The organism is Candidatus Berkiella cookevillensis (assembly GCF_001431315.2).
Taxonomy (GTDB): Bacteria; Pseudomonadota; Gammaproteobacteria; order Berkiellales; family Berkiellaceae; genus Berkiella_A; species Berkiella_A cookevillensis.
Genome location: NZ_LKHV02000001.1, coordinates 2,533,220 through 2,554,836 on the forward strand (window position 1 = coordinate 2,533,220; position 21,617 = coordinate 2,554,836).

A 21,617-nucleotide genomic window follows, 5' to 3' on the forward strand; every position below is an offset into this window, starting at 1 on the left:
AAGTATATCCGCCCTTGCAGTGCATCTCGCAGCAAAATTGGTAGAGGAAATAATCATTCGCTACGCTCATTTTTTTCAGAAACTGATTTGATGAGTGCAACGAATCAATAACGCCTCTCCCAAAATGGTAGAGGCGGGCTAAAAGCCTGGTGAGGGTTTAAAACCTAAAATTTTCTCTATCTTATTATCTTTGTGCAAATATTAAAAATACAGCACACAAAAAAAAGCCAGGAAAAACCTGGCTTCTTAATTTTATGATAGCTGTAAAAGAGATTATGCGTTTGCACTCGCATTAGCACGTTCTCTATCAACTAATTCGATCAACGCCATTGGCGCACGGTCACCCGCTCTGAAACCGCATTTTAAAATTCTCAAATAACCACCGGGTCTAGCTTTGTTTTTAGGTCCGATGTCATTGAATAGTTTAGTTACGATGTCACGATTTCTAAGACGGTTAAATGCAAGACGACGGTTTGCTAAGCTATCATTCTTCGCTAAAGTAATGAGTGGCTCAACAACCTGGCGTAATGATTTAGCCTTAGGTAAAGTGGTTTTTATAATTTCATGTTCTAGTAATGAAGCGGCCATGTTACGAAACATTGCTTTTCGATGACTGCTATTTCTATTTAATTTTCTTCCTGCTTTACGATGACGCATTTTCGCACCTAAACTTTTATCTTAAATATTTAATCGTTTTAGCTAATTTAAAGCGCGTTGAATTAAGATTCTTTACGCTCTAACCCTGCAGGTGGCCAACCCTCTAATCTCATACCTAATGATAGGCCTTTGGCTGCTAATACATCTTTAATCTCTGTTAAAGATTTTTTACCCAGGTTAGGAGTTTTTAGTAACTCCATTTCTGTGCGCTGTATTAAGTCACCAATGAAAAATATATTTTCTGCTTTTAAGCAATTTGCAGAACGTACTGTTAGCTCAAGTTCATCTACAGGGCGCATTAAAATAGGATCGATTCCAATTTCTTTCTTGCGCTCTTCTGGCTTTTCTTGGCTCTTGAGATCTACAAACACAGATAATTGCTCAGCCAATATGGTTGCAGATCGTCTGATAGCTTCTTCAGGATCTAAGGTACCATTGGTTTCAATATCAATGATAAGTTTATCAAGGTCAGTTCTACCCTCAACACGTGCACTTTCTACATTATAGGTCACACGTTTTACTGGGCTAAAAGAAGCATCTAATTGCAAATTACCAATAGTTACGGCTTCGTTCTCAGCAACTTTTCTTAAGATTACAGGCTCATAGCCTCTGCCACGCGCAACCGTAATCGTCATCTTAATTGAACCGTTGTTTGTAATATGAGCAATCACATGATTAGGATTTACAATTTCGATATCATGATCGAGCTGAATATCACGTGCACATACTGGACCAGTCCCGGTCTTTTCTAGTTGGAGTTCAACTTCATCTTTATGATCTCCATGCATCCTAAAGGCTAAGCCTTTAAGATTTAGTAATATTTCTACTACATCTTCTTGAATGCCTTCAATTGTAGTGTACTCATGAAGTACGCCTTCAATCTTCACCTTAACAGCAGCAGCACCTGGCATACTTGAAAGGAGAATTCTTCTAAGAGCATTTCCTAGGGTATGGCCAAATCCTCTTTCTAAAGGCTCAAGTGTTACTCGAGCCTCATTAGGATTAAGTTGATTTACAATAATATTGCGGGGCTTTAGAAACTCTGTCACAGCACGTTGCATGTAACACTCCTCCGGTCAGGTTTACTTAGAGTAGAGCTCTACAACTAATAGTTCATTTATATCAGATGGTAACTCATCACGATCAGGAACTCGCTTATACTCGCCTGTAAATTTTTGTGAATCTACAGTAACCCAATCAACCCAACCTTTTTCTTCTGCATGTTTTAATGCGTCAACAATGCGCACTTGGTCACGGGATCTTTCTCGAATAGAAACGATATCGCCAGCTTTAACTTCAAAGGATGGGATATTAACACATCTGCCATTTACTAAGATAGCTTTATGAGAAACGAGTTGGCGGCCTTCTTTACGTGTAGCTGCAAAACCCATTCTATAAATGATATTGTCTAAGCGTGACTCCAACAATTGAAGAAGGATCACACCTGTAGCGCCTTTTTGACGAGCAGCTTGTTTGTACAGTCGTCTAAATTGTCTTTCAAGAACCAAATATTTAAATTTAAGCGCTTGCTTTTCAGTTAGCTGAAGAGCGTAGTTTGTGTCACGTTTACGATTAGCACCATGCTGTCCTGGTCTCGTTTGATGGCTACATTTCGTCTGTAAATCTCTTACTTTGTGCTCTAGATCTTTTTGGTAACGTCTAGATAACGCACAAGTAGGTCCTAAATACCTTGCCATAATGACTCGCCTATTTCTGTATTACTAAATTAAACTCTTCTTTGCTTAGGTGCTCTGCAACCATTAAAAGGTATGCCAGTCACATCGTATATTGCTGTTACAGAGACAAAATCTCTTACAGCACGTACAGATGCGTCACGCCCTGGTCCTGGACCATAAACACGAACTTCTGCGGATTCAGCACCATAAAGTTCTTTGGTCTTTTGGATTGCTTTAGCGGTCGCGACTTGACCTGCAAATGGTGTGCTCTTTCTAGAGCCACGGAAACCACTACCACCTGCTGTTGCCCAAGCTAAGGCATTGCCCTTAACATCAGTGATGGTGATGATAGTATTATTGAATGAAGCAAAAACGTGCACGATAATGTCAGAAACAAGGCGTTTAACCCTTTTCTTTCCACCGCGGCCTTTACTACCACTCGCAGAGCCTTTATCACCAGATTTACCATCTGATCCTTCGGTCTCAGTGCCAATTACACCTTGTTCTGTGTCTTCTTCAATTATTTGAGTACTATCAACCATGCTCACTATCCAAACTAGTTAAAACGGATTTTTACTTTTTACTAACTTTACTGCCACGAGCACCTTTACGGGTTCTGGCGTTAGTTCTCGTGCGCTGACCACGTAAAGGCAGACGGTTACGATGTCGCTTGCCTCTGTAGCAACCAATATCAATCAAACGCTTGATTCGCATAGCGATTTCACGTTTGAGATCACCTTCAGTAGAAAGTTTTGCAACTTCATTCTGAAGTAGTCGAACAACTTCTAAATCTAAGTCTTGTACCTTGGTATCACCTTTAACACCAACGCGCTCACATAATTCCTTAGCACGTGTTGCACCAATACCAAAAATACTACGCAAAGCAATTCTAATATGCTTACGAGGTTCTAATGGAACGTTTTGAATTCGAACCACAGCCATAATCTATAGTCTCCTAAAAACCCACAACGGAGCGAGGATCGCAAATCCTACTCGAGGGTATAACAAATGTCAAAGATGTATATGCGAAAATGATTCTTAACCCTGTCTTTGCTTATGACGAGGATCATCTTTACAAATTATGAATAAGGTTTTCTTATTTCGCTTTGTACGACTAACAACCTTACAGTGCTTACACATTTTTTTTATTGAAGCGCGAACTTTCATGGTTACCTCAAAAATCTTAACCTAATAATCCAAAGCCACCTGGACCACCACCTTTACCCTTTATATTTGCTTTTTTTAGCAGTGACTCATATTGTTGCGACATCAAATGAGCTTGCACTTGAGCAATGAAATCCATAATCACAACAACAACGATTAACAACGAAGTTCCACCAAAATAAAAGGGAACTTGCCACTGATAAACTAAAAACTCAGGCATTACTGCTACAGTTGTTATGTAAATTGCGCCAATCAACGTCAAACGTGTCATGACTTTGTCAATATAATTAGCTGTTTGCTCACCTGGGCGAATACCTGGAACAAAGGCGCCAGAACGCTTTAAGTTGTCAGCTGTCTCTCTTGGATTAAACACCAGAGCAGTATAGAAAAAACAGAAAAATATTATACCGGTAGTTAGCAATAAAATATATGGAAGCTGGCCAGGTTGTAACGCCATGCTTATGTTATTCATCCAAGATAAATTGCCATCCGCTTTACCAAACCACTGTGCTAATGTGGCAGGAAACAAAATTAAACTTGATGCAAAAATGGGAGGAATAACACCTGCCATATTAATTTTTAAAGGTAGATGACTTTGCTGTGCCGCATACATCATCTTACCCTGTTGTCTTTTTGCATAATTCACTGTAATGCGTCTTTGGCCACGTTCTACAAATATGATAAAAGCGACAACCAACAACATAACTGCAACTAAAAAGACCAACGCGATAGGCTGCATTAAGCCTTGTCTTACTTGTTCAAAAGTATTACCAATTGCCCCAGGCAAACCGGAAACAATACCCGCAAAAATAATGAGCGATATTCCGTTGCCCACACCTTTTTCAGTGATTTTTTCACCCAGCCACATTAAGAACATTGTTCCTGTGACCAAAGAAAAGGTTGTTGTAACATAAAATATAACGCCAGTATGCATAGCAGCCGATCCTGCTAATACTTTACTCATACCGAAAGCTTGAAAGAATGCTAAAAACAGCGTTCCATAGCGCGTATACTGCGCAATCTTTCTTCGACCTGTTTCGCCTTCTTTCTTTAACTGCTCTAATTTAGGAGATACTACCGTCATTAACTGCATGATAATGGATGCAGAAATATAGGGCATAATCCCTAGCGCAAAAATAGATAGACGTTGTAAAGCACCGCCCGAGAAAACATTTGCTAAACCTAGAATATTACTTTGTAGATTTCCAAATAACTCGCTTAAACGTCCTGGATCTATGCCTGGGACAGGTATGTGTGCTCCAATTCGAAATACCACGAGCGCCCAAAAAACAAACCATAAGCGTTGTTTGAGTTCTTTTAGTCCACTCGAATGCTGTCCACCCATCCCCTTCATAAATTAATTCCCAGCCTCTACTGTGCCACCTGCTTTCAAAATAGCTTCTTTGGCACCGTTGGTTAAGCGAACTTCTGGCGCAATCTTCAAGGCTTTGTTGATTTCGCCTTTCATCATGACTTTAACAAATTTGATGTGTGCATTAACAATATTTGCTTCTTTTAAAGTCTGCAAATTCACTGTATCCACTTCCATTTGATTAAGTTCATTCAAACGAATTTCTTGTGATAACAATGATTTTCTTGAGCAAAAACCAAATTTTGGCAAACGTCTTTGCAAAGGCATTTGACCGCCTTCAAAACCAACTTTATGGTAGCCACCAGATCGTGATTTTTGACCTTTATGTCCACGTCCACAGGTCTTGCCTAAACCACTACCAGGACCACGACCAACTCTTCTCGCTGTTTGTTTTGAACCAACAGCAGGCTTTAAAGTATTTAACTTCATTTAAAGCTCCCTTACTGAAACCATATAAGAAATTTGATTAATCATTCCACGGTTTGCAGGTGTGTCAAGCACCTCTACTGTCTGATTAATGCGTCTTAATCCGATACCGTTGGCACTTGCAATATGATTTTTTTTTCTGCCTGATAAACTTTTAGTTAAAGTAACAGACACATATTTCGCTTGATTAGACATTTGATTTTTCGCCTGTAATTTCTTCAACCGTTTTACCACGCTTGTCCGCAATTGTAGAAGGAGAATAAGAATTCTTTAAGCCCTTCATTGTCGCACGAACAACGTTAACCGGATTGGTTGAGCCATAGCATTTTGCCAATATATTGTGCAAACCCGCTACTTCGAAAATAGCTCTCATTGCACCACCAGCAATAAGACCTGTACCATCAGACGCAGGCTTCATGAGTACTTTTGAAGCACCATGTTCTGAAATAATTGTATGATGGAGGGTATCCCCTTTCATTGGGATGGTAATGAGATTTCGTTTAGCATTTTCCATCGCTTTACGAATTGCCTCTGGCACTTCTCTTGCTTTACCACGACCGACACCAACTCTACCCTGTCCGTTACCAACAACAGTCAACGCAGAGAAACCAAAGATACGTCCACCTTTAACTACTTTTGCAGTTCTGCGAACTTCAATTAGTCTTTCTTCGTATTGTCCTTCGGTAATTTCATTAGCTGATTGTGACATTAAAAGATTCCTCAAACGTTTACGCCATTTTCACGCACTGTTTCAACAAAAGCTTTCAAACGGCCTTGGTATTTAAAACCACCTCTGTCTGAAGCAACTTTTTCAACACCTGCTTGTTTAGCTCTTGCCGCTAGTAATTTACCAACTTCAGTCGCCACTTCAGTTTTACTTTTGCCATTTAACTTTGCGCGTAACTCTTTATCTAAACTACTCGCGCAAGCCAAAACTTTGCCACCTTCAGCAGCAATAATTTGGCCATAAATATGGCGAGGTGTGCGATGTAAACAAAGTCTAGCAATACCTGTTTCAGCACCAAGTTTTTTAATGTGTAGAGTCGTTTTTTGGCTTCTACGTAAACGCTGTGAACGTTTATTAATCATACACTGCCCTTAGTTATTTCTTTTTGGTCTCTTTCAAAATAATACGTTCGTCATGATAACGGATACCTTTGCCTTTATAGGGCTCTGGTTTTCTAATACCTTTACGAATATTTCTAATATCCGCAGCTACCTGACCAACCAAATGCTTTTCGATACCCTTAACGATAATTTCTGTCGCGCTGGGTGATTCAAAAACAATTCCTTCCGGTGCCGTATATTCAACAGGATGGGATAGACCAAGCGTCAAATTCAGCTTTGTTGTTTTGCCAGCAGCAACTACTTGTGCTCTGTAACCTACGCCTACCAACACCAATTTCTTTTCAAAACCATTGCTGACGCCATGAACATGGTTACTTAACAATGCACGTGTTGTGCCTGCTAATGCATCACCGTTTGTTAGTCCTTCGCTTGGTTTAACGGTTATTTCGTTATTTGCATATTCAACACAAATACCTTGAATTAACGACTGCGTTAATTCGCCTTTAGAACCCTTAACCTTTACAAGACTAGCTTCTATTTTGATATCCACACCGTTTGGAACTGGTATGGGCTTTCTTGCTACTCTAGATGACATATCATTATCCCACTCAGTTTAAGCCACAAAACATAATACTTCGCCGCCTTGACCTAGCTTGCGCGCATCACGGCCTGACATTACGCCCTTAGAAGTAGAAACGATAGCAATACCTAAACCGTCCATTACTTCAGGGATTTCATCGCTGGAAAAATATCTTCTTAATCCAGGCGTACTCACTCTTTTAATCGTGTCGATAACAGGTTTTCCGTTAAAATATTTTAACTGAATTGTTAACTCAGGTTTTGCTTTGTCATCATTAACAGAAAACTTCTCAATGTAACCTTCTGCTTGTAGCACTTTTGCTATAGCAGCTTTAAATTTTGAAGCAGGCATTGTAACACTGTCAAAGTGCGCTTTATGTGCATTTCGAATTCTTGTTAACATATCAGCAATTGGATCTTGCATACTCATAACTTTAATAAACCTCTTTCAGGTGTTACCAACTTGATTTAACTAGGCCAGGAACTTCACCACGCATGGCAAGTTCTCTTAACATATTTCGACAAACACCAAACTTTCTGTAAACGCCTCTTGCACGGCCTGTCAATTTGCATCTATGAGACAAACGAACGTAAGAAGAATCCCTAGGCAACTTTTCCATTTCAGACAATACTTGATATTTTTCTTCAATAGACAAAGATGGATCGCTTAGTTTCTGCTTTAATGCTTCTCTCTTTTCACGATGTCGTTGCAAGTAAATTCTCTTATCTTCACGACGCATCATTCGGTTGCTTGCCATATTAATATGCCTCTTTAAACTTTTTGTTCCCTGAAGGGTAAATTGAACGCTTTTAATAATGCGTATGCTTCTGCATCTGTTTTTGCAGTTGTTGTGATCGTAATATCTAAACCACGAATGCTATCAACCTTTTCATATTCAACTTCTGGAAAGGTGATCTGTTCTTTGAGTCCTAAGCTGTAATTGCCTCTTGAATCAAAAGAACGAGGATTAATACCTCTAAAATCTCTTACACGTGGTAACGCAACTGTAACGAGTCTATCTAAAAACTCATACATTCTGTTGTCGCGTAAAGTAACTTTACAGCCAATTGGCCAACCTTCTCTGATTTTAAAACCAGCGATAGATTTTCTTGTTTTTGTGATAACTGCTTTTTGACCAGCGATCAATGTCAATTGTTCTTCTGCAAACTTAACGATTTTCTTATCTTCAGCTGCTTTGCCAACACCCATATTAAGAGTGATTTTTTCAATTTTTGGCACTTGCATAACATTGCCATAATTGAATTGCTTCATTAACTGAGGCGCAATAACTTCTAAATATTTTGCTTTTAAACGCGCTACATTCGCATTTACTGCTGCAGTTTTTGTTGTTTTTTGCTTAGACATCTACCACCTCGTTAGAAGCTTTAAAATAGCGAACTTTTCTTCCATCTTCTAAAGTCTTCATGCCAACTCGACTTGCCTCATTAGAGGTTGGATCAAGCAACATAACATTGGAATTATGAATAGGCTTTTCCTTAGGGATGATTCCACCTGGTTTTTGCAGTTGTGGATTTCCGCGAGTATGTCTCTTTACAACATTAATCCCTTCAACAAGTACATATAGGCCTTGTTGTGGTTTATTTTTCTTGGTCAAAACGGACAAAATCTTTCCTGTTCGACCTTTGTCTTTACCTGTTATAACTTTGACTAAATCGCCTTTTTTAATTTTACGCATAATGCTCACTCTTAAAGGACTTCTGGTGCTAGAGAAATAATTTTCATGAACTTGTTTCTAAGTTCTCTGGTGACTGGCCCGAATATACGAGTGCCAACAGGTTGCATTTGCTCGGTGAGCAAAACGGCTGCATTACCGTCGAATCGAATTAAAGAGCCATCGTCTCTTCTAATGCCTTTCCGCGTACGAACGACAACAGCAAAAAGCACGTCACCTTTCTTTACTTTGCCTCTAGGAATGGCTTCTTTGACAGTTATTCTGATAACATCACCAATGCCGGCGTATCGTCTCTTTGACCCACCTAACACTTTGATGCACATCACTCTGCGTGCGCCGCTGTTGTCTGCCACATCGAGCACACTTTGCATCTGAATCATGATTTCACTCCGACTTCACAATACGATATGGCCAAAAGGCCAAGATTTTATCACTCTTATGTTCTTTAGTGAATGCCCATATTTAACAATCAAGACTAACTTAATTGGTTTTTAGCAGCTTCTACTATTTTGACCAATGCCCAAGTCTTGGTTTTTGATACAGGACGAACCTGCTTAATCTCAACCAAATCACCCATATGGCACTGATTATCCTCATCGTGAATGTGGTATTTAGTTCTACTTCTCATTACCTTACCGTAGGTTTCATGGCGCTTAGCCCATTCAACAACAACGGTTCTAGTTTTGTCTCTGCTATCACCAATGACACGTCCAACTAAGGTACGAATAATTTTCTCAGCCATTAGGACTATCCTCTTTGCTTCTCAGTTAAAATTGTTTTTACACGTGCAATGTTTTTTCGAATTTCACGAATACGGTGCGTTGTTTTAACTTGACCGTTACTCACTTGCATTTTCAAAACAAACTGCTCTGTACGGAACTCAGAAAGCACTTTTTTTAGAGATTCCATATCAAGAGATTTTAAGCTATCAATTTTCATCTACATCACCGTTCTTGCAACTAGTTCAGTTTTAACAGGAAGTTTTGCAGCCGCTAATTGAAAGGCCTGCATGGCAACTTCTTGTGTTACACCTTGAATCTCATAGAGAACTTTTCCAGGCTGCACGAGTGATACATAGTACTCAACGTTACCCTTACCTTTACCCTGTCTGACTTCCAAAGGTTTTTGTGTAATTGGTTTATCTGGAAATATACGTATCCAAATCTTACCGCCACGCTTAATAAAACGCGTCATTGCTCGTCTTGCGGCCTCGATTTGTCTTGCTGTAATACGACCTCTTTCTACAGTTTTCAAACCGAAATCACCAAAACTCACATCGCTTCCCCGATGCGCTAAGCCTCGGTTACGGCCCTTGTGTTGTTTTCTATATTTTGTCCGTTTTGGTTGTAGCATGAAATGCCCCCTACGCTTCAACAGCAGCAGCGTCAGCGCGACTACCTGCCGTCAAATCTTTATCTAAAATTTCGCCCTTGAAAATCCAAACTTTAACGCCAATGATTCCATAGGTGGTTTTGGCGCGTCCTTCGGCATAATCGATATCCGCACGGAAAGTATGTAATGGCACACGGCCTTCACGATACCATTCAGTTCTTGCGATCTCAGCACCGCCTAATCTACCAGAAACACAGATTTTCACGCCTAAAGCACCAAATCTCATTGCGTTACTGACCGCACGCTTCATCGCTCTTCTGAACATAACGCGTCGCTCTAATTGTTGAGCGATACTTTCAGCAACCAAATAAGCATCTAATTCAGGGCGTCTAATTTCTTCAATATTGACATGCACAGGTACACGCATAATTTGAGAAATTTTTCTTCTTAATTCTTCAATATCTTCGCCTTTCTTACCAATCACCACCCCTGGTCTTGCAGTGTGTATGGTAATGCGAGCATTCTTTGCAGGTCTTTCAATTTGAATACGGCTTACAAATGCACTTGCCAAACGCTGTCTTAGATATTTACGTGTTTTAATATCACTTAATAGTGTTTCAGGGTAGCTCTTTGCATTCGCGTACCACATCGAACGATGTGTTTCGATAATACCTAAGCGTATACCTGTTGGATGTACTTTTTGACCCATGAAAACCCTCTCTACGATTCTATTTCACCAACCACAATTTTAATGTGGCTGCGACGTTTTAAGATTCTGTTGCCTCTACCTTTAGCTCTTGGTCTAAAACGCTTTAACATAGGGGCTTCGTCAACCATGATTGATTGAACTTTCAGATCATCAATATCCAACCCTAGATTATGCTCAGCATTAGATATTGCAGAATCGAGAACTTTTTTAATAATTTGAGCTGCTTTCTTCTCGATATATTGCAACTTCTCAACAGCCTTCTCAACTGGCATTCCTCGTATTTCGTTTGCTACCAGACGACATTTCTGAGGAGATAATTGAGCATTTCTCAATATTGCTTGCGCTGACATTTAACTCTCCTACTTCTTGGTCTTTTTATCACCAGAATGACTACGAAATGTTCTGGTGGCTGCAAATTCGCCGAGCTTGTGGCCAACCATGTTTTCACCAATGAGTACTGGTATAAACTTGTTTCCACAGTGCACCATCAAGGTAATGCCAACGAATTCAGGAATGATTGTGCTACGTCTTGAGTAAGTCTCAACAACGACACGACCTCTGGCGCCTGCTTTGTCACGAGCATTTACCACTTTTTTTAATAATTTTGGACTGCAATACGGTCCTTTTTTTAATGAACGAGCCACCCTTAACCTCTCTCACCTTTCTTTTTGCCGCGACGGCGAACAATTAGTTTATTAGATGGTTTTTTACGACTACGCGTCTTTGTACCTTCCAACAAGCCATTGAAATTACAAGGAGGACGACCACCTGATGTACGCCCTTCACCCCCACCCAATGGATGGTCAACAGGATTTTTCGCAACGCCCCGAACTGTGGGTCGAATACCGCGCCAACGCTTAGCACCCGCTTTACCAAGCACTCTTAAGTTATGCTCTTCATTACCAACAATCCCGATTACTGCGCGACATTCTGCTAATACTTTACGCATTTCTCCAGAACGTAAACGAATGGTGGCATACGCACCTTCTCGCGCCAATAATTGCGCAAAACTGCCAGCACTTCTTGCAAGCTGACCGCCTTTACCTGGTTTCAATTCGATACAATGAACATTCGCACCAACAGGAATGTGAGTCATTGGTAAGCAGTTGCCTGGTAAAATTGAGACATCTGGACCTGATTGAACAGCATCACCAACTTTCAGACCTTTGGGCGCAAGAATATATCTACGCTCACCATCTTTGTACAACAATAAAGCGATACGTGCGCTACGATTAGGATCGTATTCAAGTCTTTCAACTTTAGCAGGTATACCATCTTTTGTGCGTTTAAAATCGATGTCTCTTAAACGTCTACGATGACCACCACCACGATGCGTAATAGTGATACGACCTTGGTTGTTACGACCGCAGGTACGATTCTTCTTTTTTGTTAAGCTTTTAACCGGCTTACCAGTATGCAATCCTACCGTTTTAATATTTGTCTTAAAACGTTGCCCTGGTGTGGTTGGCTTTAATTCAATCACTGCCATAATCTGATACCTTTATTGAGATGCCATTTCAGCAAAATTAATTTCATGACCAGGTTTTAATGTAATATAAGCTTTCTTACTTGCTTTTCGACGGCCTCTGGTTTCACCAAATTTGACGAAATCACGACGCTTAATCAAAGTACGAACGCTCTTAACCTGAACACCCTTAAAAAAAGTCTCAACGGCTTTTTTAATCTGATCTTTTGTTGCTTTTGGATTAACCCAAAAAGCAACAGAATTTTCAGCTTCACCACTTCTAGTCGTTTTTTCAGAGGTTATTGGCGCTACTAGCACATTTATCAAATTATCTTCTGAACAAATCATGCTAATGCCCCCTCAAGATGTCTTAATGCGTCAACAGTCATCACAACATGATCATATTGTACAAGCTGCAGCGGATTAACTTGGTGTGCTAAAGCAACAGAAACATTGGGTAGGTTTCTTTGCGCAAAGTACACATTTTCATCCAGCGTTTGTGACACAATCAATGTTCTATCAAGTTTTAAGTCTTTTAACTTGTCAACAAGTAACTTAGTTTTAGGCTGTGCTAAGGTAAATTCCTGAACAACCTTCATTCTGTCTTGTCGAACCAACTCTGACAGTATGCTTCGTAAAGCACCCTGATACATCTTTTTATTAACTTTTTGTGAGTGATTTCTGGGTACAGCAGCAAAAATTTTACCGCCCCCACGCCAAATAGGACTTCTAATGGTACCAGCACGTGCACGGCCTGTACCTTTTTGACGCCATGGTTTTGCACCACCACCACTTACATCTGATCGGCCCTTTTGAGCTTTTGTACCAGCTCTTCTTCCTGCCATAATGGCAGTCACTACTTGGTGAATTAATGGTTCATTAAATTCACGATTAAATAGTGTTTCGGACACATCAATACTATCTGCATTACCTGATGACATAGCCAAAGCAAGCTTCATTCAACGTTCCTCCTAAGCAGTCACCGCGGTTTGTTGTTTTTTAACTGCGGGTTTAATCATAACATAACCGCCTGGCGCACCGGGCACGGCCCCTTTGATTAACAATAACTGCTTATCTTTATCAACTCTAATAACTTCTAAATTCTGTACTGACACTTGAACATCGCCCAGGTGCCCCGACATTTTCTTCCCTTTGAATACGCGACCTGGCGTTTGGTTTTGACCAATCGAACCGGGTGCACGATGAGAGACAGAGTTACCGTGTGTTGCATCTTGTGTTCTAAAGTTATGACGTTTTACACAACCTGCATAACCTTTACCTTTAGAGTGACTGGTTACATCTATTTTTTGACCTGCTTGAAACATATCAACTTCAATAGATTCGCCAGCTTGCCAATCTTTTTTATCATTGGCACCTAAGGTGAATTCCCATAATCCAACACCTGGCTCAACGTTTGCTTTAGCAAAGTGACCAGCCATTGGCTTATTTACTCTATTTTTCTTCTTTAAACCAGCTGTAATCTGAATAGCTTCATAACCATCAGTTGCTTTTGTTTTGAGTTGAGTAACTCTATTTGGTGCAACCTCAACAACAGTTACAGCTACAGATGTCCCGTTCTCTAAAAAGACACGCGACATACCAATTTTCTTTCCAATCAAACCCAAAGACATGATTCCCCCTAGCTCACAGCAATCTGTACATCTACACCTGCAGCCAAATCTAGCTTCATGAGGGCATCAACTGTTTTATCGGTTGGCTCTACAATAATCACTAGACGATTATGGGTGCGAATTTCATACTGATCTCTTGCATCTTTATCAATGTGCGGAGAAATCAAAATTGTAAATTTTTCTTTACGAGTAGGCATTGGAACAGGGCCTCTCACTTGAGCACCTGTTCTTTTTGCCGTATCTACAATTTCTTTTGCAGATTTATCTATTAGCTTGTGATCAAATGCTTTCAATCGAATACGAATAACTTGACCTTTCATTCTCATTCTCCGCTCAATTATCGGCGACTTTTATTAATAACTTCTTCTGCAACATTTGCTGGCGCCTCAGCATATTTACAAAATTCCATAGAATAGGTTGCTCGACCTTGCGTTGCAGATCGAAGATCTGTCGCATATCCAAACATTTCAGATAAAGGTACTTCAGCCATAATTGCCTTACCAGCAGGGCTATCATCCATACCAAGCAACACACCACGTCTACGACTGATGTCACCCATGACATCACCCATATAATCTTCAGGTGTAGCGATATCAACCTTCATAATAGGCTCTAACAGTTTAGGTCCAGCTTTGAGCGCACCTTCTTTGAAGCCCATAGAACCCGCAATCTTAAACGCCATTTCACTTGAGTCTACTTCATGGAATGAACCATCAAATATTGTTACTTTGACATCTACGACTGGGAATCCAGCAATAACACCATTTTTCATTTGTTCGACGATACCTTTCTGAACAGCTGGTATGTACTCTTTAGGTACAGCACCACCCTTGATCTCGTCACCAAATTCAAAGCCTTCACCAGGTTTTCTTGGCTCAATACGAAGCCAAACATGACCATATTGACCACGACCGCCTGATTGACGAACAAATTTACCTTCTTGCTCAACGGTTTTGGTAATTGACTCGCGGTAAGCAACCTGAGGAGCGCCCACATTGGCCTCAACAGAAAACTCACGCTTCATACGATCAACAATGATTTCTAAATGCAATTCACCCATACCAGCAATAATGGTTTGGCCTGATTCTTCATCGGTTGATACTCTGAAAGAAGGATCTTCTTTAGCCAAACGTCCCAAAGCAACACCCATTTTTTCTTGATCAGCCTTAGTTTTAGGCTCAATAGCAACAGAAATTACAGGCTCTGGGAATTCCATTCTTTCTAAAATAATTTCATTATTTTCATCAGAAAGCGTATCACCTGTAGTGGTATTTTTAAGCCCCACAACCGCAGCGATATCTCCTGTGCGTACTTCTTTGATTTCTTCTCTATGATTAGCATGCATCTGAAGAATACGACCAAAACGCTCTTTTTTGCCTTTAATTGTATTTACAACAGAGGTACCAGCTTGGAGTGTACCAGAGTAAACTCTAAAGAAGGTTAAGGTACCAACGAAAGGATCGTTGATAATCTTAAAAGCTAATGCTGAAAATGGTGCGTTATCATCTGCTGCACGTGTCAATTTCTTATCTGAATCAGAAGTTGATTCACCTTCAACAGGTGGAACATCTAAAGGTGATGGCATGTAATAAACAACCGCATCCAATAATGCTTGTACGCCTTTGTTTTTAAAGGCAGAACCGCATAAAACAGGAACAATTTCACTGTTTAATGTTCTAACACGGATACCTTGACGAATTTCATCAACAGTAAGCTCACCTGTTTCTAAATATTTTTCCATCAACTCTTCAGAAGATTCTGCAGCAGCTTCAACGAGTTGATCATGTAATGCTTTGGCTTCTTCTTGTAACTCTGCTGGTATTTCTTTTTCTTCAAAGCGCATACCTTGAGTTGCATCATCCCAGTGAATAGCTTTCATGATGACAAGATCAATAACGCCTTTAAAATTCTCTTCTGCACCCATGTTAAGGTGCAAAGGAATTGGATTTGCGCCTAATCTGTCTTTAATTTGCTTCACAACACGTTGGAAGTTAGCGCCAGCTCTATCCATTTTGTTTACAAAGGCCATTCTGGGCACTTTATATTTATTGCCTTGACGCCATACGGTTTCAGATTGGGGTTCTACACCACCTACACCACAGAATACAGCGCAAGCACCATCTAATACACGCAATGAACGTTCTACTTCAATGGTAAAATCAACGTGACCTGGCGTATCAATAATATTGATACGATGCTCAGCCATCTCTTGAGCCATACCTTTCCAGTAGCAAGTTGTTGCAGCACTGGTAATCGTTATACCGCGCTCTTGTTCTTGGGCCATATAATCCATAACAGCTGCGCCGTCATGTACTTCACCAATTTTGTGCGATACGCCCGTATAAAATAATATGCGTTCGGTAGTAGTGGTTTTACCCGCATCAATGTGCGCCATAATACCAATATTTCTGACTCTGTTTAGCGGAACTGTTCGTGCCACGCTATTTCTCCCAAGTTCTCAAATTACCAACGGAAATGTGAAAAAGCTTTATTTGCTTCAGCCATACGATGCGTGTCTTCTCTCTTCTTGACCGCACCACCTTTTCCGCGACCGCCGCCTTCTTCATCTGCAGCATCCATAATTTCGGCAGCCAATCTCAATGTAATGCCTTTTTCGCCACGTTTACGAGCGAAATCAACAATCCATCTCATTGCGAGTGTTGCGCTACGTTGCGCACGCACTTCAATAGGAATTTGATATGTCGCACCACCCACACGGCGAGATTTAACTTCAACCGCAGGACGTACGTTATCGATGGCACGTTTGAATACTTCTAAAGGATCGCGATTAATACGTTGCTTGATGATATCGAGCGCACCGTACAATGCCTTTTCCGCAACAGACTTTTTGCCATCCCGCATTAAGTGATTAATAAACTGTGCTAACAACTCGCTTCCGTAAATCGGATCGGGTAGCTTCTTTCTTTTAGCAACAATTCTTCTTCTTGGCATAATAGCTAATTCCTAAATTGAATTAAGATATAAAGTTTTTAACGATCTATGCAGCCGCTTTAGGACGCTTAGCACCGTACTTAGATCTACCTTGTTTACGTTTTGCTACACCTGAGGTATCCAAGCTGCCACGTACAACGTGATAGCGCACACCAGGTAAGTCTTTTACCCTACCGCCTCTGATAAGCACAACAGAGTGCTCTTGTAGGTTGTGGCCTTCACCACCAATGTATGAAGTTACTTCATAACCGTTAGTGAGCTTAACACGGCATACTTTTCTGAGCGCCGAGTTTGGTTTTTTAGGTGTAACGGTATATACGCGGGTACAAACGCCACGACGTAAAGGCGATCCTGTTAATGCAGGACTTTTTGATTTCTTTGTTGATTTTTTCCGCCCTTTACGTACCAACTGATTTATTGTTGCCATAACGCTAGAAAAACTCCTTAAGGTTTATAAATGTGAAAAAGCACTTTACCCATCGCGACACTCACGGGGTAAAATGCTAGATCGTTTGGCACTTATTTTAAGCGCCTACTATAGGACTACGAGTATTTTAATGTAGTCCGTTTTTAATAAGTCAGAATTAAGAACCGAATTCTACTCTTCCTTGAGCACAACCACAAATTTATTTTAAAGATTTTATGATGTTGATGAGTTAAGCATCTCACTAAGAGCATGCTGAACATCACTCGCTGTCATTACATTCTTTTGCTCATCGGGTCCATTATCTAACTGACTAGCAAGCCGTTTGCGTTTTCTCTGCTTATGACTGGCCAAACCAGTACCTGCAGGAATCAATCGGCCTACAATCACGTTTTCTTTCAGCCCTCTTAATTCATCACGTTTACCACTTACCGCAGCTTCCGTTAAAACACGTGTGGTTTCTTGGAAAGATGCAGCAGAAATAAAGGATTCTGTCGCCAAGGATGCTTTGGTAATACCTAATAAAACGCGCTCAATACGAGCAGGCATTTTATCTTGCGGTAAAGCATCATTCACATCTTGAACATGGGTTATTTCAAGTTGATCACCTTTTAGCAATCGAGTATCACCCACGTCAGAGACAATAACTTTTCTCAGCATCTGTCTAACAATGACTTCAATGTGTTTATCGTTGATACCCACACCTTGTAAACGATAAACATCTTGAACCTCATTCACGATGTAATTTGCTAAGGCACCAACCCCCAACAGTCTTAAGATATCGTGCGGATTTGAAGGACCATCAGCAATGACTTCACCACGCTCAACGTGCTCACCTTCAAATACAGCAACATGTCGCCATTTTGGAATGAGCTCTTCATGCGCATCTCCACCATCTTGAGGTGTAATAATCAATCGACGCTTACCTTTAGTCTCTTTACCAAAACTAATCACACCTGACATTTCTGCCAAGATAGAAGATTCTTTTGGCTTGCGTGCTTCAAACAAGTCCGCAACACGTGGCAAACCACCTGTGATATCCCTTGTCTTAGAGGTTTCTTGTGGTATACGCGCTAATACGTCACCGACACGAATTGGCTTATTATCTTCTACGAGCACAATTGCATTCGCAGGTAAGAAATAATGTGCAGGTAAACTGGTACCCGCTAAGCAAAGTTCTTCACCATTTTCATCCACTAACTGAAGCATTGGACGAAGTTCTTTACCAGAACTAGAGCGGTGATGTTTTGCATCACTGACTACAATACTAGACAAACCTGTGACTTCGTCTGTTTGACGATGCATGGTTACGCCATCAATCATATCCACAAATTTAACAAAACCTGCTACCTCAGTGATGATGGGATGGGTATGTGGATCCCAGTTTGCAACGGTTTGCCCTCCCTTCACATCTACACCATCTGCAATACTTAAGACTGCACCATAAGGTAAGCGGTAACGCTCTCTATCTCTGCCGTGTGAATCCATGACAGATAATTCACCAGAACGAGAAACCGTCACAAAGTTACCTGCAGCATTCTGTACTAACTTAACGTTATGTAGCTTAATTCTACCATCTGATTTCACCATTACGCTATTTTCAGCCGTTGTTCTTGATGCAGCACCACCGATATGGAAAGTACGCATGGTTAACTGTGTACCAGGTTCACCAATAGATTGAGCCGCAATAACACCAACAGCTTCACCAATATTAACCAAGTGACCTCTGGCTAAATCACGCCCATAGCATTTAGCACATACGCCATATCGTGAAATACAGGTAATAGGCGAACGCACTACAACTGTATCAACAGCGTGATTTTCAAGTATTTCTACCTTATTTTCATCTAACAATGTGCCAGATTCAAACAATAATGTTTCTGTATTTGGCTGATAGACAGGCGCAGCCAATACACGTCCCAATACACGTTCACGTAAAGGCTCTACGACATCACCACCCTCAACATGTGGAGACATTGGCAAGCCTTCTGGTGTACCACAATCAATTTCTGAAATAACCACATCTTGCGCAACGTCAACGAGTCGACGTGTTAAATAACCTGAGTTTGCTGTTTTTAAGGCAGTATCGGCCAAACCTTTTCGCGCACCGTGGGTTGAAATAAAGTACTGAAGTACGCTCAAACCTTCACGGAAGTTTGCGGTAATTGGTGTTTCAATAATCGAACCATCTGGTTTAGCCATCAAGCCCCGCATACCTGCTAACTGACGAATCTGAGCAGCAGAACCCCGCGCTCCTGAGTCCGCCATGATGAAAACAGAGTTGAAGGAACTTTGGGTTTGCGTTTTGCCTTCTTTGTCTACAACTTCTTCAACAGACAGTTGATCCATCATCGCTTTTGCAACTTGATCGTTAGCACGCGACCAAATATCAATAACTTTATTGTAGCGCTCACCATGCGTTACTAAACCTGAAGCAAATTGTGTTTCAATTTCTTTTACTTCATTTTCTGCGCGATCAACAATTTCTTTCTTAGCATCAGGTATGACTAAATCATTAATACCAATTGAGCTACCAGAAATCGTTGCGTATCTGAACCCTGTGTACATGAGTTGATCTGCAAGAATAACTGCTTGCTTCAAACCAACTTGGTGATAGCACTCATTAACGAGTTTAGATATTTCTTTCTTCGTTAGAATGCGGTTAATTCTGGCAAAAGACATACCTTCAGGCAGAATTTCAAATAAAATAGCGCGACCAACCGTGGTTTCAACTAAGGTTAATTTTTGAACACCTTCTGTCGTAACAGGAACACGTACTTTAATTTTAGCGTGCAGATCAACGCATCTATTGCCGTAAGCTCTTTGCACTTCTCCTATATCAGCAAAGATCATGCCTTCGCCTTTTGCATTAATCTTTTCACGTGTCAGATAATACAAGCCTAAAACGATATCCTGAGAAGGCACAATAATAGGCTCACCATTTGCAGGCGATAAAATATTATTGGTCGACATCATCAATGCGCGCGATTCTAATTGTGCTTCTAAGGTTAACGGTACATGTACGGCCATTTGGTCACCGTCAAAGTCCGCGTTATAAGCTGCGCACACTAAAGGATGTAGCTGAATCGCCTTACCTTCAATCAAGGTTGGCTCAAATGCTTGAATACCCAATCTATGTAAGGTTGGTGCACGGTTTAGCAATACAGGATGTTCACGAATCACTTCTTCAAGAATATCCCACACTTCTGGCCCTTCTCTTTCAACCATTTTCTTTGCAGCTTTGATGGTTGTTGCTAAGCCTCTTAATTCTAATTTGCTAAAAATGAACGGTTTAAATAATTCAAGCGCCATTTTTTTAGGCAGACCACATTGATGCAATCTCAAAGTTGGACCCACAACGATAACGGAACGACCAGAATAGTCCACACGCTTACCAAGCAAGTTTTGTCTAAAACGACCTTGCTTACCTTTGATCATGTCAGCTAATGATTTCAAAGGACGCTTGTTAGATCCAGTAATAGCACGACCACGACGACCATTATCCAACAAAGCATCAACTGCTTCTTGAAGCATTCGCTTTTCGTTACGAACAATAATATCTGGCGCATTCAGATCTAATAATCTCTTCAAACGGTTGTTACGATTGATAACGCGTCTATAAAGATCGTTCAAATCAGAGGTTGCAAATCGGCCACCATCTAATGGTACCAAAGGTCTCAAATCAGGTGGCAATACAGGTAAAACTGTTAAAATCATCCATTCTGGTTTGTTACCAGAACTTAAGAATGCTTCAATCAGTTTGAGGCGTTTTGCCAATTTTTTGATCTTCGTTTCGCTAGATGTAGTTGGAATTTCTTCACGAATATTTTCAGCTTCTGTTTTAAGATCAATATCTTTCAACAGTTCTTTAACAGCTTCAGCACCCATTTTGGCATCAAATTCATCGCCATGCTGTTCAATTGCTTCTAAATATGCTTCTTCAGATAACAACTGTCCTCTTTCCATAGACGTCATACCTGGATCAATCACAACATAGGCTTCAAAATAAAGTATGCGTTCAATGTCTCTTAAGGTCATGTCTAACAACAAACCAATACGAGAAGGTAAGGATTTTAAGAACCAAATATGCGCAACAGGAGACGCTAACTCTACGTGCCCCATTCTGTCACGTCTTACTTTCGCTAATGTGACTTCAACACCACATTTTTCACAAATAACACCACGATGCTTAAGGCGTTTATATTTACCACATAAGCACTCGTAATCTTTAACGGGTCCAAATATCTTGGCACAAAACAGGCCATCACGTTCTGGCTTGAAAGTTCTATAGTTAATGGTTTCAGGTTTTTTCACCTCACCATAAGACCAAGACATGATTAATTCAGGTGGCGCAAGACTAATGGCCACTCTATCAAAATCATGAATCTTATTTTGCTGGCGTATGATAGAAAGTAGATCTCTCAAGGGTATTCTCCGTCATTACGTTATCTTCTAGTCACAGCACACG

At 40.6% G+C, this 21,617-nt stretch carries 32 protein-coding genes; all 32 read right to left on the reverse strand.

The features are described 5' to 3' along the window. Window positions 1-273: 273 nt before the first annotated feature. The 32 genes from rplQ to rpoC all read right to left on the reverse strand — a co-directional run bounded on the left by rplQ (window position 274) and on the right by rpoC (window position 21,574). Complete coding sequence (gene rplQ, locus CC99x_RS10660) at window positions 274-657, reverse strand: 50S ribosomal protein L17 (RefSeq protein ID WP_057624133.1); 384 nt, start codon at window positions 655-657, stop codon at window positions 274-276. Between the two features lie 62 nt (window positions 658-719). Further along, on the reverse strand, window positions 720-1,718 hold the full coding sequence (locus tag CC99x_RS10665) for a DNA-directed RNA polymerase subunit alpha (RefSeq protein ID WP_057624134.1): 999 nt from the start codon (window positions 1,716-1,718) through the stop codon (window positions 720-722). A gap of 21 nt (window positions 1,719-1,739) precedes the next feature. Then, window positions 1,740-2,354, reverse strand: coding sequence for a 30S ribosomal protein S4 (gene rpsD / locus CC99x_RS10670; RefSeq protein WP_057624135.1), 615 nt, complete (start codon window positions 2,352-2,354; stop codon window positions 1,740-1,742). Window positions 2,355-2,383: 29 nt separating this feature from the next. Beyond that, window positions 2,384-2,827 (reverse strand): 30S ribosomal protein S11, encoded by a 444-nt coding sequence (gene rpsK, locus CC99x_RS10675; protein WP_077065377.1) that lies wholly within the window; start codon window positions 2,825-2,827, stop codon window positions 2,384-2,386. 79 nt (window positions 2,828-2,906) lie between these two features. Then, window positions 2,907-3,269, reverse strand: a complete 363-nt coding sequence (rpsM, locus tag CC99x_RS10680; protein WP_057624264.1) for a 30S ribosomal protein S13 — start codon at window positions 3,267-3,269, stop codon at window positions 2,907-2,909. A gap of 102 nt (window positions 3,270-3,371) precedes the next feature. Next, window positions 3,372-3,500: a 50S ribosomal protein L36 gene (rpmJ, locus tag CC99x_RS10685; RefSeq protein WP_077065367.1), complete on the reverse strand. Its 129-nt coding sequence runs from the start codon at window positions 3,498-3,500 to the stop codon at window positions 3,372-3,374. Window positions 3,501-3,516: 16 nt separating this feature from the next. Then, a complete protein-coding gene (gene secY / locus CC99x_RS10690) occupies window positions 3,517-4,851 on the reverse strand; it encodes a preprotein translocase subunit SecY (RefSeq protein ID WP_057624136.1) in 1,335 nt (444 codons plus the stop codon). A 3-nt stretch (window positions 4,852-4,854) separates the two neighbouring features. Then, complete coding sequence (rplO, locus tag CC99x_RS10695; protein ID WP_057624137.1) at window positions 4,855-5,298, reverse strand: 50S ribosomal protein L15; 444 nt, start codon at window positions 5,296-5,298, stop codon at window positions 4,855-4,857. Then, window positions 5,299-5,490 (reverse strand): 50S ribosomal protein L30, encoded by a 192-nt coding sequence (rpmD, locus tag CC99x_RS10700; RefSeq protein WP_057624138.1) that lies wholly within the window; start codon window positions 5,488-5,490, stop codon window positions 5,299-5,301. Then, window positions 5,483-6,004 carry a 30S ribosomal protein S5 gene (gene rpsE / locus CC99x_RS10705; protein ID WP_057624139.1) on the reverse strand — a complete coding sequence of 174 codons (522 nt, stop codon included), beginning with the start codon at window positions 6,002-6,004 and terminating at the stop codon, window positions 5,483-5,485. The genes rpmD and rpsE overlap by 8 nt, the downstream gene beginning before the upstream one ends. Window positions 6,005-6,015: 11 nt before the next feature. Beyond that, entirely contained in the window at window positions 6,016-6,384 is a 369-nt protein-coding gene (rplR, locus tag CC99x_RS10710; RefSeq protein ID WP_057624140.1) for a 50S ribosomal protein L18, read from the reverse strand. Window positions 6,385-6,397: 13 nt separating this feature from the next. Next, window positions 6,398-6,958 (reverse strand): 50S ribosomal protein L6, encoded by a 561-nt coding sequence (gene rplF, locus CC99x_RS10715; protein ID WP_057624141.1) that lies wholly within the window; start codon window positions 6,956-6,958, stop codon window positions 6,398-6,400. Window positions 6,959-6,976: 18 nt separating this feature from the next. Beyond that, window positions 6,977-7,372, reverse strand: a complete 396-nt coding sequence (gene rpsH, locus CC99x_RS10720) for a 30S ribosomal protein S8 (protein WP_057624142.1) — start codon at window positions 7,370-7,372, stop codon at window positions 6,977-6,979. Between the two features lie 25 nt (window positions 7,373-7,397). Continuing rightward, window positions 7,398-7,700 (reverse strand): 30S ribosomal protein S14, encoded by a 303-nt coding sequence (rpsN, locus tag CC99x_RS10725; RefSeq protein WP_057624143.1) that lies wholly within the window; start codon window positions 7,698-7,700, stop codon window positions 7,398-7,400. Between the two features lie 14 nt (window positions 7,701-7,714). Beyond that, window positions 7,715-8,308, reverse strand: a complete 594-nt coding sequence (gene rplE / locus CC99x_RS10730; protein ID WP_057624144.1) for a 50S ribosomal protein L5 — start codon at window positions 8,306-8,308, stop codon at window positions 7,715-7,717. Continuing rightward, window positions 8,301-8,639, reverse strand: a complete 339-nt coding sequence (rplX, locus tag CC99x_RS10735) for a 50S ribosomal protein L24 (RefSeq protein ID WP_057624145.1) — start codon at window positions 8,637-8,639, stop codon at window positions 8,301-8,303. Before rplX ends, rplE begins: the two co-directional genes overlap by 8 nt. An 11-nt stretch (window positions 8,640-8,650) precedes the next feature. Then, window positions 8,651-9,016, reverse strand: coding sequence for a 50S ribosomal protein L14 (rplN, locus tag CC99x_RS10740; protein ID WP_057624146.1), 366 nt, complete (start codon window positions 9,014-9,016; stop codon window positions 8,651-8,653). 95 nt (window positions 9,017-9,111) lie between these two features. Then, a complete protein-coding gene (rpsQ, locus tag CC99x_RS10745) occupies window positions 9,112-9,378 on the reverse strand; it encodes a 30S ribosomal protein S17 (RefSeq protein WP_057624147.1) in 267 nt (88 codons plus the stop codon). Window positions 9,379-9,383: 5 nt separating this feature from the next. Next, the gene (rpmC, locus tag CC99x_RS10750) at window positions 9,384-9,575 is read right to left on the reverse strand and encodes a 50S ribosomal protein L29 (protein WP_057624148.1); all 192 of its coding nucleotides are present in this window, start codon (window positions 9,573-9,575) and stop codon (window positions 9,384-9,386) included. Next, window positions 9,576-9,989, reverse strand: coding sequence for a 50S ribosomal protein L16 (rplP, locus tag CC99x_RS10755; RefSeq protein WP_057624149.1), 414 nt, complete (start codon window positions 9,987-9,989; stop codon window positions 9,576-9,578). A gap of 10 nt (window positions 9,990-9,999) precedes the next feature. After that, window positions 10,000-10,677 (reverse strand): 30S ribosomal protein S3, encoded by a 678-nt coding sequence (gene rpsC, locus CC99x_RS10760; RefSeq protein ID WP_057624150.1) that lies wholly within the window; start codon window positions 10,675-10,677, stop codon window positions 10,000-10,002. A gap of 11 nt (window positions 10,678-10,688) precedes the next feature. Further along, the gene (gene rplV, locus CC99x_RS10765; RefSeq protein WP_057624151.1) at window positions 10,689-11,027 is read right to left on the reverse strand and encodes a 50S ribosomal protein L22; all 339 of its coding nucleotides are present in this window, start codon (window positions 11,025-11,027) and stop codon (window positions 10,689-10,691) included. 9 nt (window positions 11,028-11,036) lie between these two features. Then, window positions 11,037-11,321, reverse strand: a complete 285-nt coding sequence (rpsS, locus tag CC99x_RS10770) for a 30S ribosomal protein S19 (RefSeq protein WP_057624152.1) — start codon at window positions 11,319-11,321, stop codon at window positions 11,037-11,039. 2 nt (window positions 11,322-11,323) lie between these two features. Continuing rightward, window positions 11,324-12,166: a 50S ribosomal protein L2 gene (gene rplB, locus CC99x_RS10775; protein ID WP_057624153.1), complete on the reverse strand. Its 843-nt coding sequence runs from the start codon at window positions 12,164-12,166 to the stop codon at window positions 11,324-11,326. Between the two features lie 12 nt (window positions 12,167-12,178). Further along, a complete protein-coding gene (rplW, locus tag CC99x_RS10780; protein ID WP_057624154.1) occupies window positions 12,179-12,490 on the reverse strand; it encodes a 50S ribosomal protein L23 in 312 nt (103 codons plus the stop codon). Continuing rightward, window positions 12,487-13,101: a 50S ribosomal protein L4 gene (rplD, locus tag CC99x_RS10785; RefSeq protein WP_057624155.1), complete on the reverse strand. Its 615-nt coding sequence runs from the start codon at window positions 13,099-13,101 to the stop codon at window positions 12,487-12,489. The genes rplW and rplD overlap by 4 nt, the downstream gene beginning before the upstream one ends. 12 nt (window positions 13,102-13,113) lie before the next feature. Further along, window positions 13,114-13,773, reverse strand: a complete 660-nt coding sequence (gene rplC, locus CC99x_RS10790) for a 50S ribosomal protein L3 (RefSeq protein ID WP_057624156.1) — start codon at window positions 13,771-13,773, stop codon at window positions 13,114-13,116. An 8-nt stretch (window positions 13,774-13,781) separates the two neighbouring features. Then, window positions 13,782-14,093, reverse strand: a complete 312-nt coding sequence (gene rpsJ, locus CC99x_RS10795; RefSeq protein ID WP_057624157.1) for a 30S ribosomal protein S10 — start codon at window positions 14,091-14,093, stop codon at window positions 13,782-13,784. Between the two features lie 17 nt (window positions 14,094-14,110). Continuing rightward, window positions 14,111-16,168, reverse strand: coding sequence for an elongation factor G (fusA, locus tag CC99x_RS10800; protein ID WP_375338907.1), 2,058 nt, complete (start codon window positions 16,166-16,168; stop codon window positions 14,111-14,113). A gap of 68 nt (window positions 16,169-16,236) precedes the next feature. Next, window positions 16,237-16,725, reverse strand: coding sequence for a 30S ribosomal protein S7 (rpsG, locus tag CC99x_RS10805; RefSeq protein ID WP_057624159.1), 489 nt, complete (start codon window positions 16,723-16,725; stop codon window positions 16,237-16,239). Window positions 16,726-16,771: 46 nt separating this feature from the next. Beyond that, a complete protein-coding gene (rpsL, locus tag CC99x_RS10810) occupies window positions 16,772-17,152 on the reverse strand; it encodes a 30S ribosomal protein S12 (protein ID WP_057624160.1) in 381 nt (126 codons plus the stop codon). A gap of 213 nt (window positions 17,153-17,365) precedes the next feature. Continuing rightward, on the reverse strand, window positions 17,366-21,574 hold the full coding sequence (gene rpoC, locus CC99x_RS10815) for a DNA-directed RNA polymerase subunit beta' (RefSeq protein WP_057624161.1): 4,209 nt from the start codon (window positions 21,572-21,574) through the stop codon (window positions 17,366-17,368). Window positions 21,575-21,617: the final 43 nt, after the last annotated feature.

What these genes read in the sequence shown, in the direction of transcription:
- rpsQ (WP_057624147.1), bottom strand. Translation starts at nt 9,378, where the DNA reads ATGGCTGAGAAAATTATTCGTACCTTAGTTGGACGTGTCATTGGTGAT.
- rpsN (WP_057624143.1), bottom strand. Translation starts at nt 7,700, where the DNA reads ATGGCAAGCAACCGAATGATGCGTCGTGAAGATAAGAGAATTTACTTG.
- rplF (WP_057624141.1), bottom strand. Translation starts at nt 6,958, where the DNA reads ATGTCATCTAGAGTAGCAAGAAAGCCCATACCAGTTCCAAACGGTGTG.
- fusA (WP_375338907.1), bottom strand. Translation starts at nt 16,168, where the DNA reads ATGGCGCACATTGATGCGGGTAAAACCACTACTACCGAACGCATATTA.
- rplW (WP_057624154.1), bottom strand. Translation starts at nt 12,490, where the DNA reads ATGATTTGTTCAGAAGATAATTTGATAAATGTGCTAGTAGCGCCAATA.
- rpsD (WP_057624135.1), bottom strand. Translation starts at nt 2,354, where the DNA reads ATGGCAAGGTATTTAGGACCTACTTGTGCGTTATCTAGACGTTACCAA.
- rplC (WP_057624156.1), bottom strand. Translation starts at nt 13,773, where the DNA reads ATGTCTTTGGGTTTGATTGGAAAGAAAATTGGTATGTCGCGTGTCTTT.
- rpmC (WP_057624148.1), bottom strand. Translation starts at nt 9,575, where the DNA reads ATGAAAATTGATAGCTTAAAATCTCTTGATATGGAATCTCTAAAAAAA.
- rpmJ (WP_077065367.1), bottom strand. Translation starts at nt 3,500, where the DNA reads ATGAAAGTTCGCGCTTCAATAAAAAAAATGTGTAAGCACTGTAAGGTT.
- CC99x_RS10665 (WP_057624134.1), bottom strand. Translation starts at nt 1,718, where the DNA reads ATGCAACGTGCTGTGACAGAGTTTCTAAAGCCCCGCAATATTATTGTA.
- rplQ (WP_057624133.1), bottom strand. Translation starts at nt 657, where the DNA reads ATGCGTCATCGTAAAGCAGGAAGAAAATTAAATAGAAATAGCAGTCAT.
- rplO (WP_057624137.1), bottom strand. Translation starts at nt 5,298, where the DNA reads ATGAAGTTAAATACTTTAAAGCCTGCTGTTGGTTCAAAACAAACAGCG.
- rpsE (WP_057624139.1), bottom strand. Translation starts at nt 6,004, where the DNA reads ATGTCACAATCAGCTAATGAAATTACCGAAGGACAATACGAAGAAAGA.
- rpmD (WP_057624138.1), bottom strand. Translation starts at nt 5,490, where the DNA reads ATGTCTAATCAAGCGAAATATGTGTCTGTTACTTTAACTAAAAGTTTA.
- rplD (WP_057624155.1), bottom strand. Translation starts at nt 13,101, where the DNA reads ATGAAGCTTGCTTTGGCTATGTCATCAGGTAATGCAGATAGTATTGAT.
- rplP (WP_057624149.1), bottom strand. Translation starts at nt 9,989, where the DNA reads ATGCTACAACCAAAACGGACAAAATATAGAAAACAACACAAGGGCCGT.
- rpsG (WP_057624159.1), bottom strand. Translation starts at nt 16,725, where the DNA reads ATGCCAAGAAGAAGAATTGTTGCTAAAAGAAAGAAGCTACCCGATCCG.
- rplV (WP_057624151.1), bottom strand. Translation starts at nt 11,027, where the DNA reads ATGTCAGCGCAAGCAATATTGAGAAATGCTCAATTATCTCCTCAGAAA.
- rplX (WP_057624145.1), bottom strand. Translation starts at nt 8,639, where the DNA reads ATGCGTAAAATTAAAAAAGGCGATTTAGTCAAAGTTATAACAGGTAAA.
- rpsL (WP_057624160.1), bottom strand. Translation starts at nt 17,152, where the DNA reads ATGGCAACAATAAATCAGTTGGTACGTAAAGGGCGGAAAAAATCAACA.
- rplR (WP_057624140.1), bottom strand. Translation starts at nt 6,384, where the DNA reads ATGATTAATAAACGTTCACAGCGTTTACGTAGAAGCCAAAAAACGACT.
- rplN (WP_057624146.1), bottom strand. Translation starts at nt 9,016, where the DNA reads ATGATTCAGATGCAAAGTGTGCTCGATGTGGCAGACAACAGCGGCGCA.
- rpsJ (WP_057624157.1), bottom strand. Translation starts at nt 14,093, where the DNA reads ATGAAAGGTCAAGTTATTCGTATTCGATTGAAAGCATTTGATCACAAG.
- rplB (WP_057624153.1), bottom strand. Translation starts at nt 12,166, where the DNA reads ATGGCAGTGATTGAATTAAAGCCAACCACACCAGGGCAACGTTTTAAG.
- rpsC (WP_057624150.1), bottom strand. Translation starts at nt 10,677, where the DNA reads ATGGGTCAAAAAGTACATCCAACAGGTATACGCTTAGGTATTATCGAA.
- secY (WP_057624136.1), bottom strand. Translation starts at nt 4,851, where the DNA reads ATGAAGGGGATGGGTGGACAGCATTCGAGTGGACTAAAAGAACTCAAA.
- rplE (WP_057624144.1), bottom strand. Translation starts at nt 8,308, where the DNA reads ATGTCTAAGCAAAAAACAACAAAAACTGCAGCAGTAAATGCGAATGTA.
- rpsH (WP_057624142.1), bottom strand. Translation starts at nt 7,372, where the DNA reads ATGAGTATGCAAGATCCAATTGCTGATATGTTAACAAGAATTCGAAAT.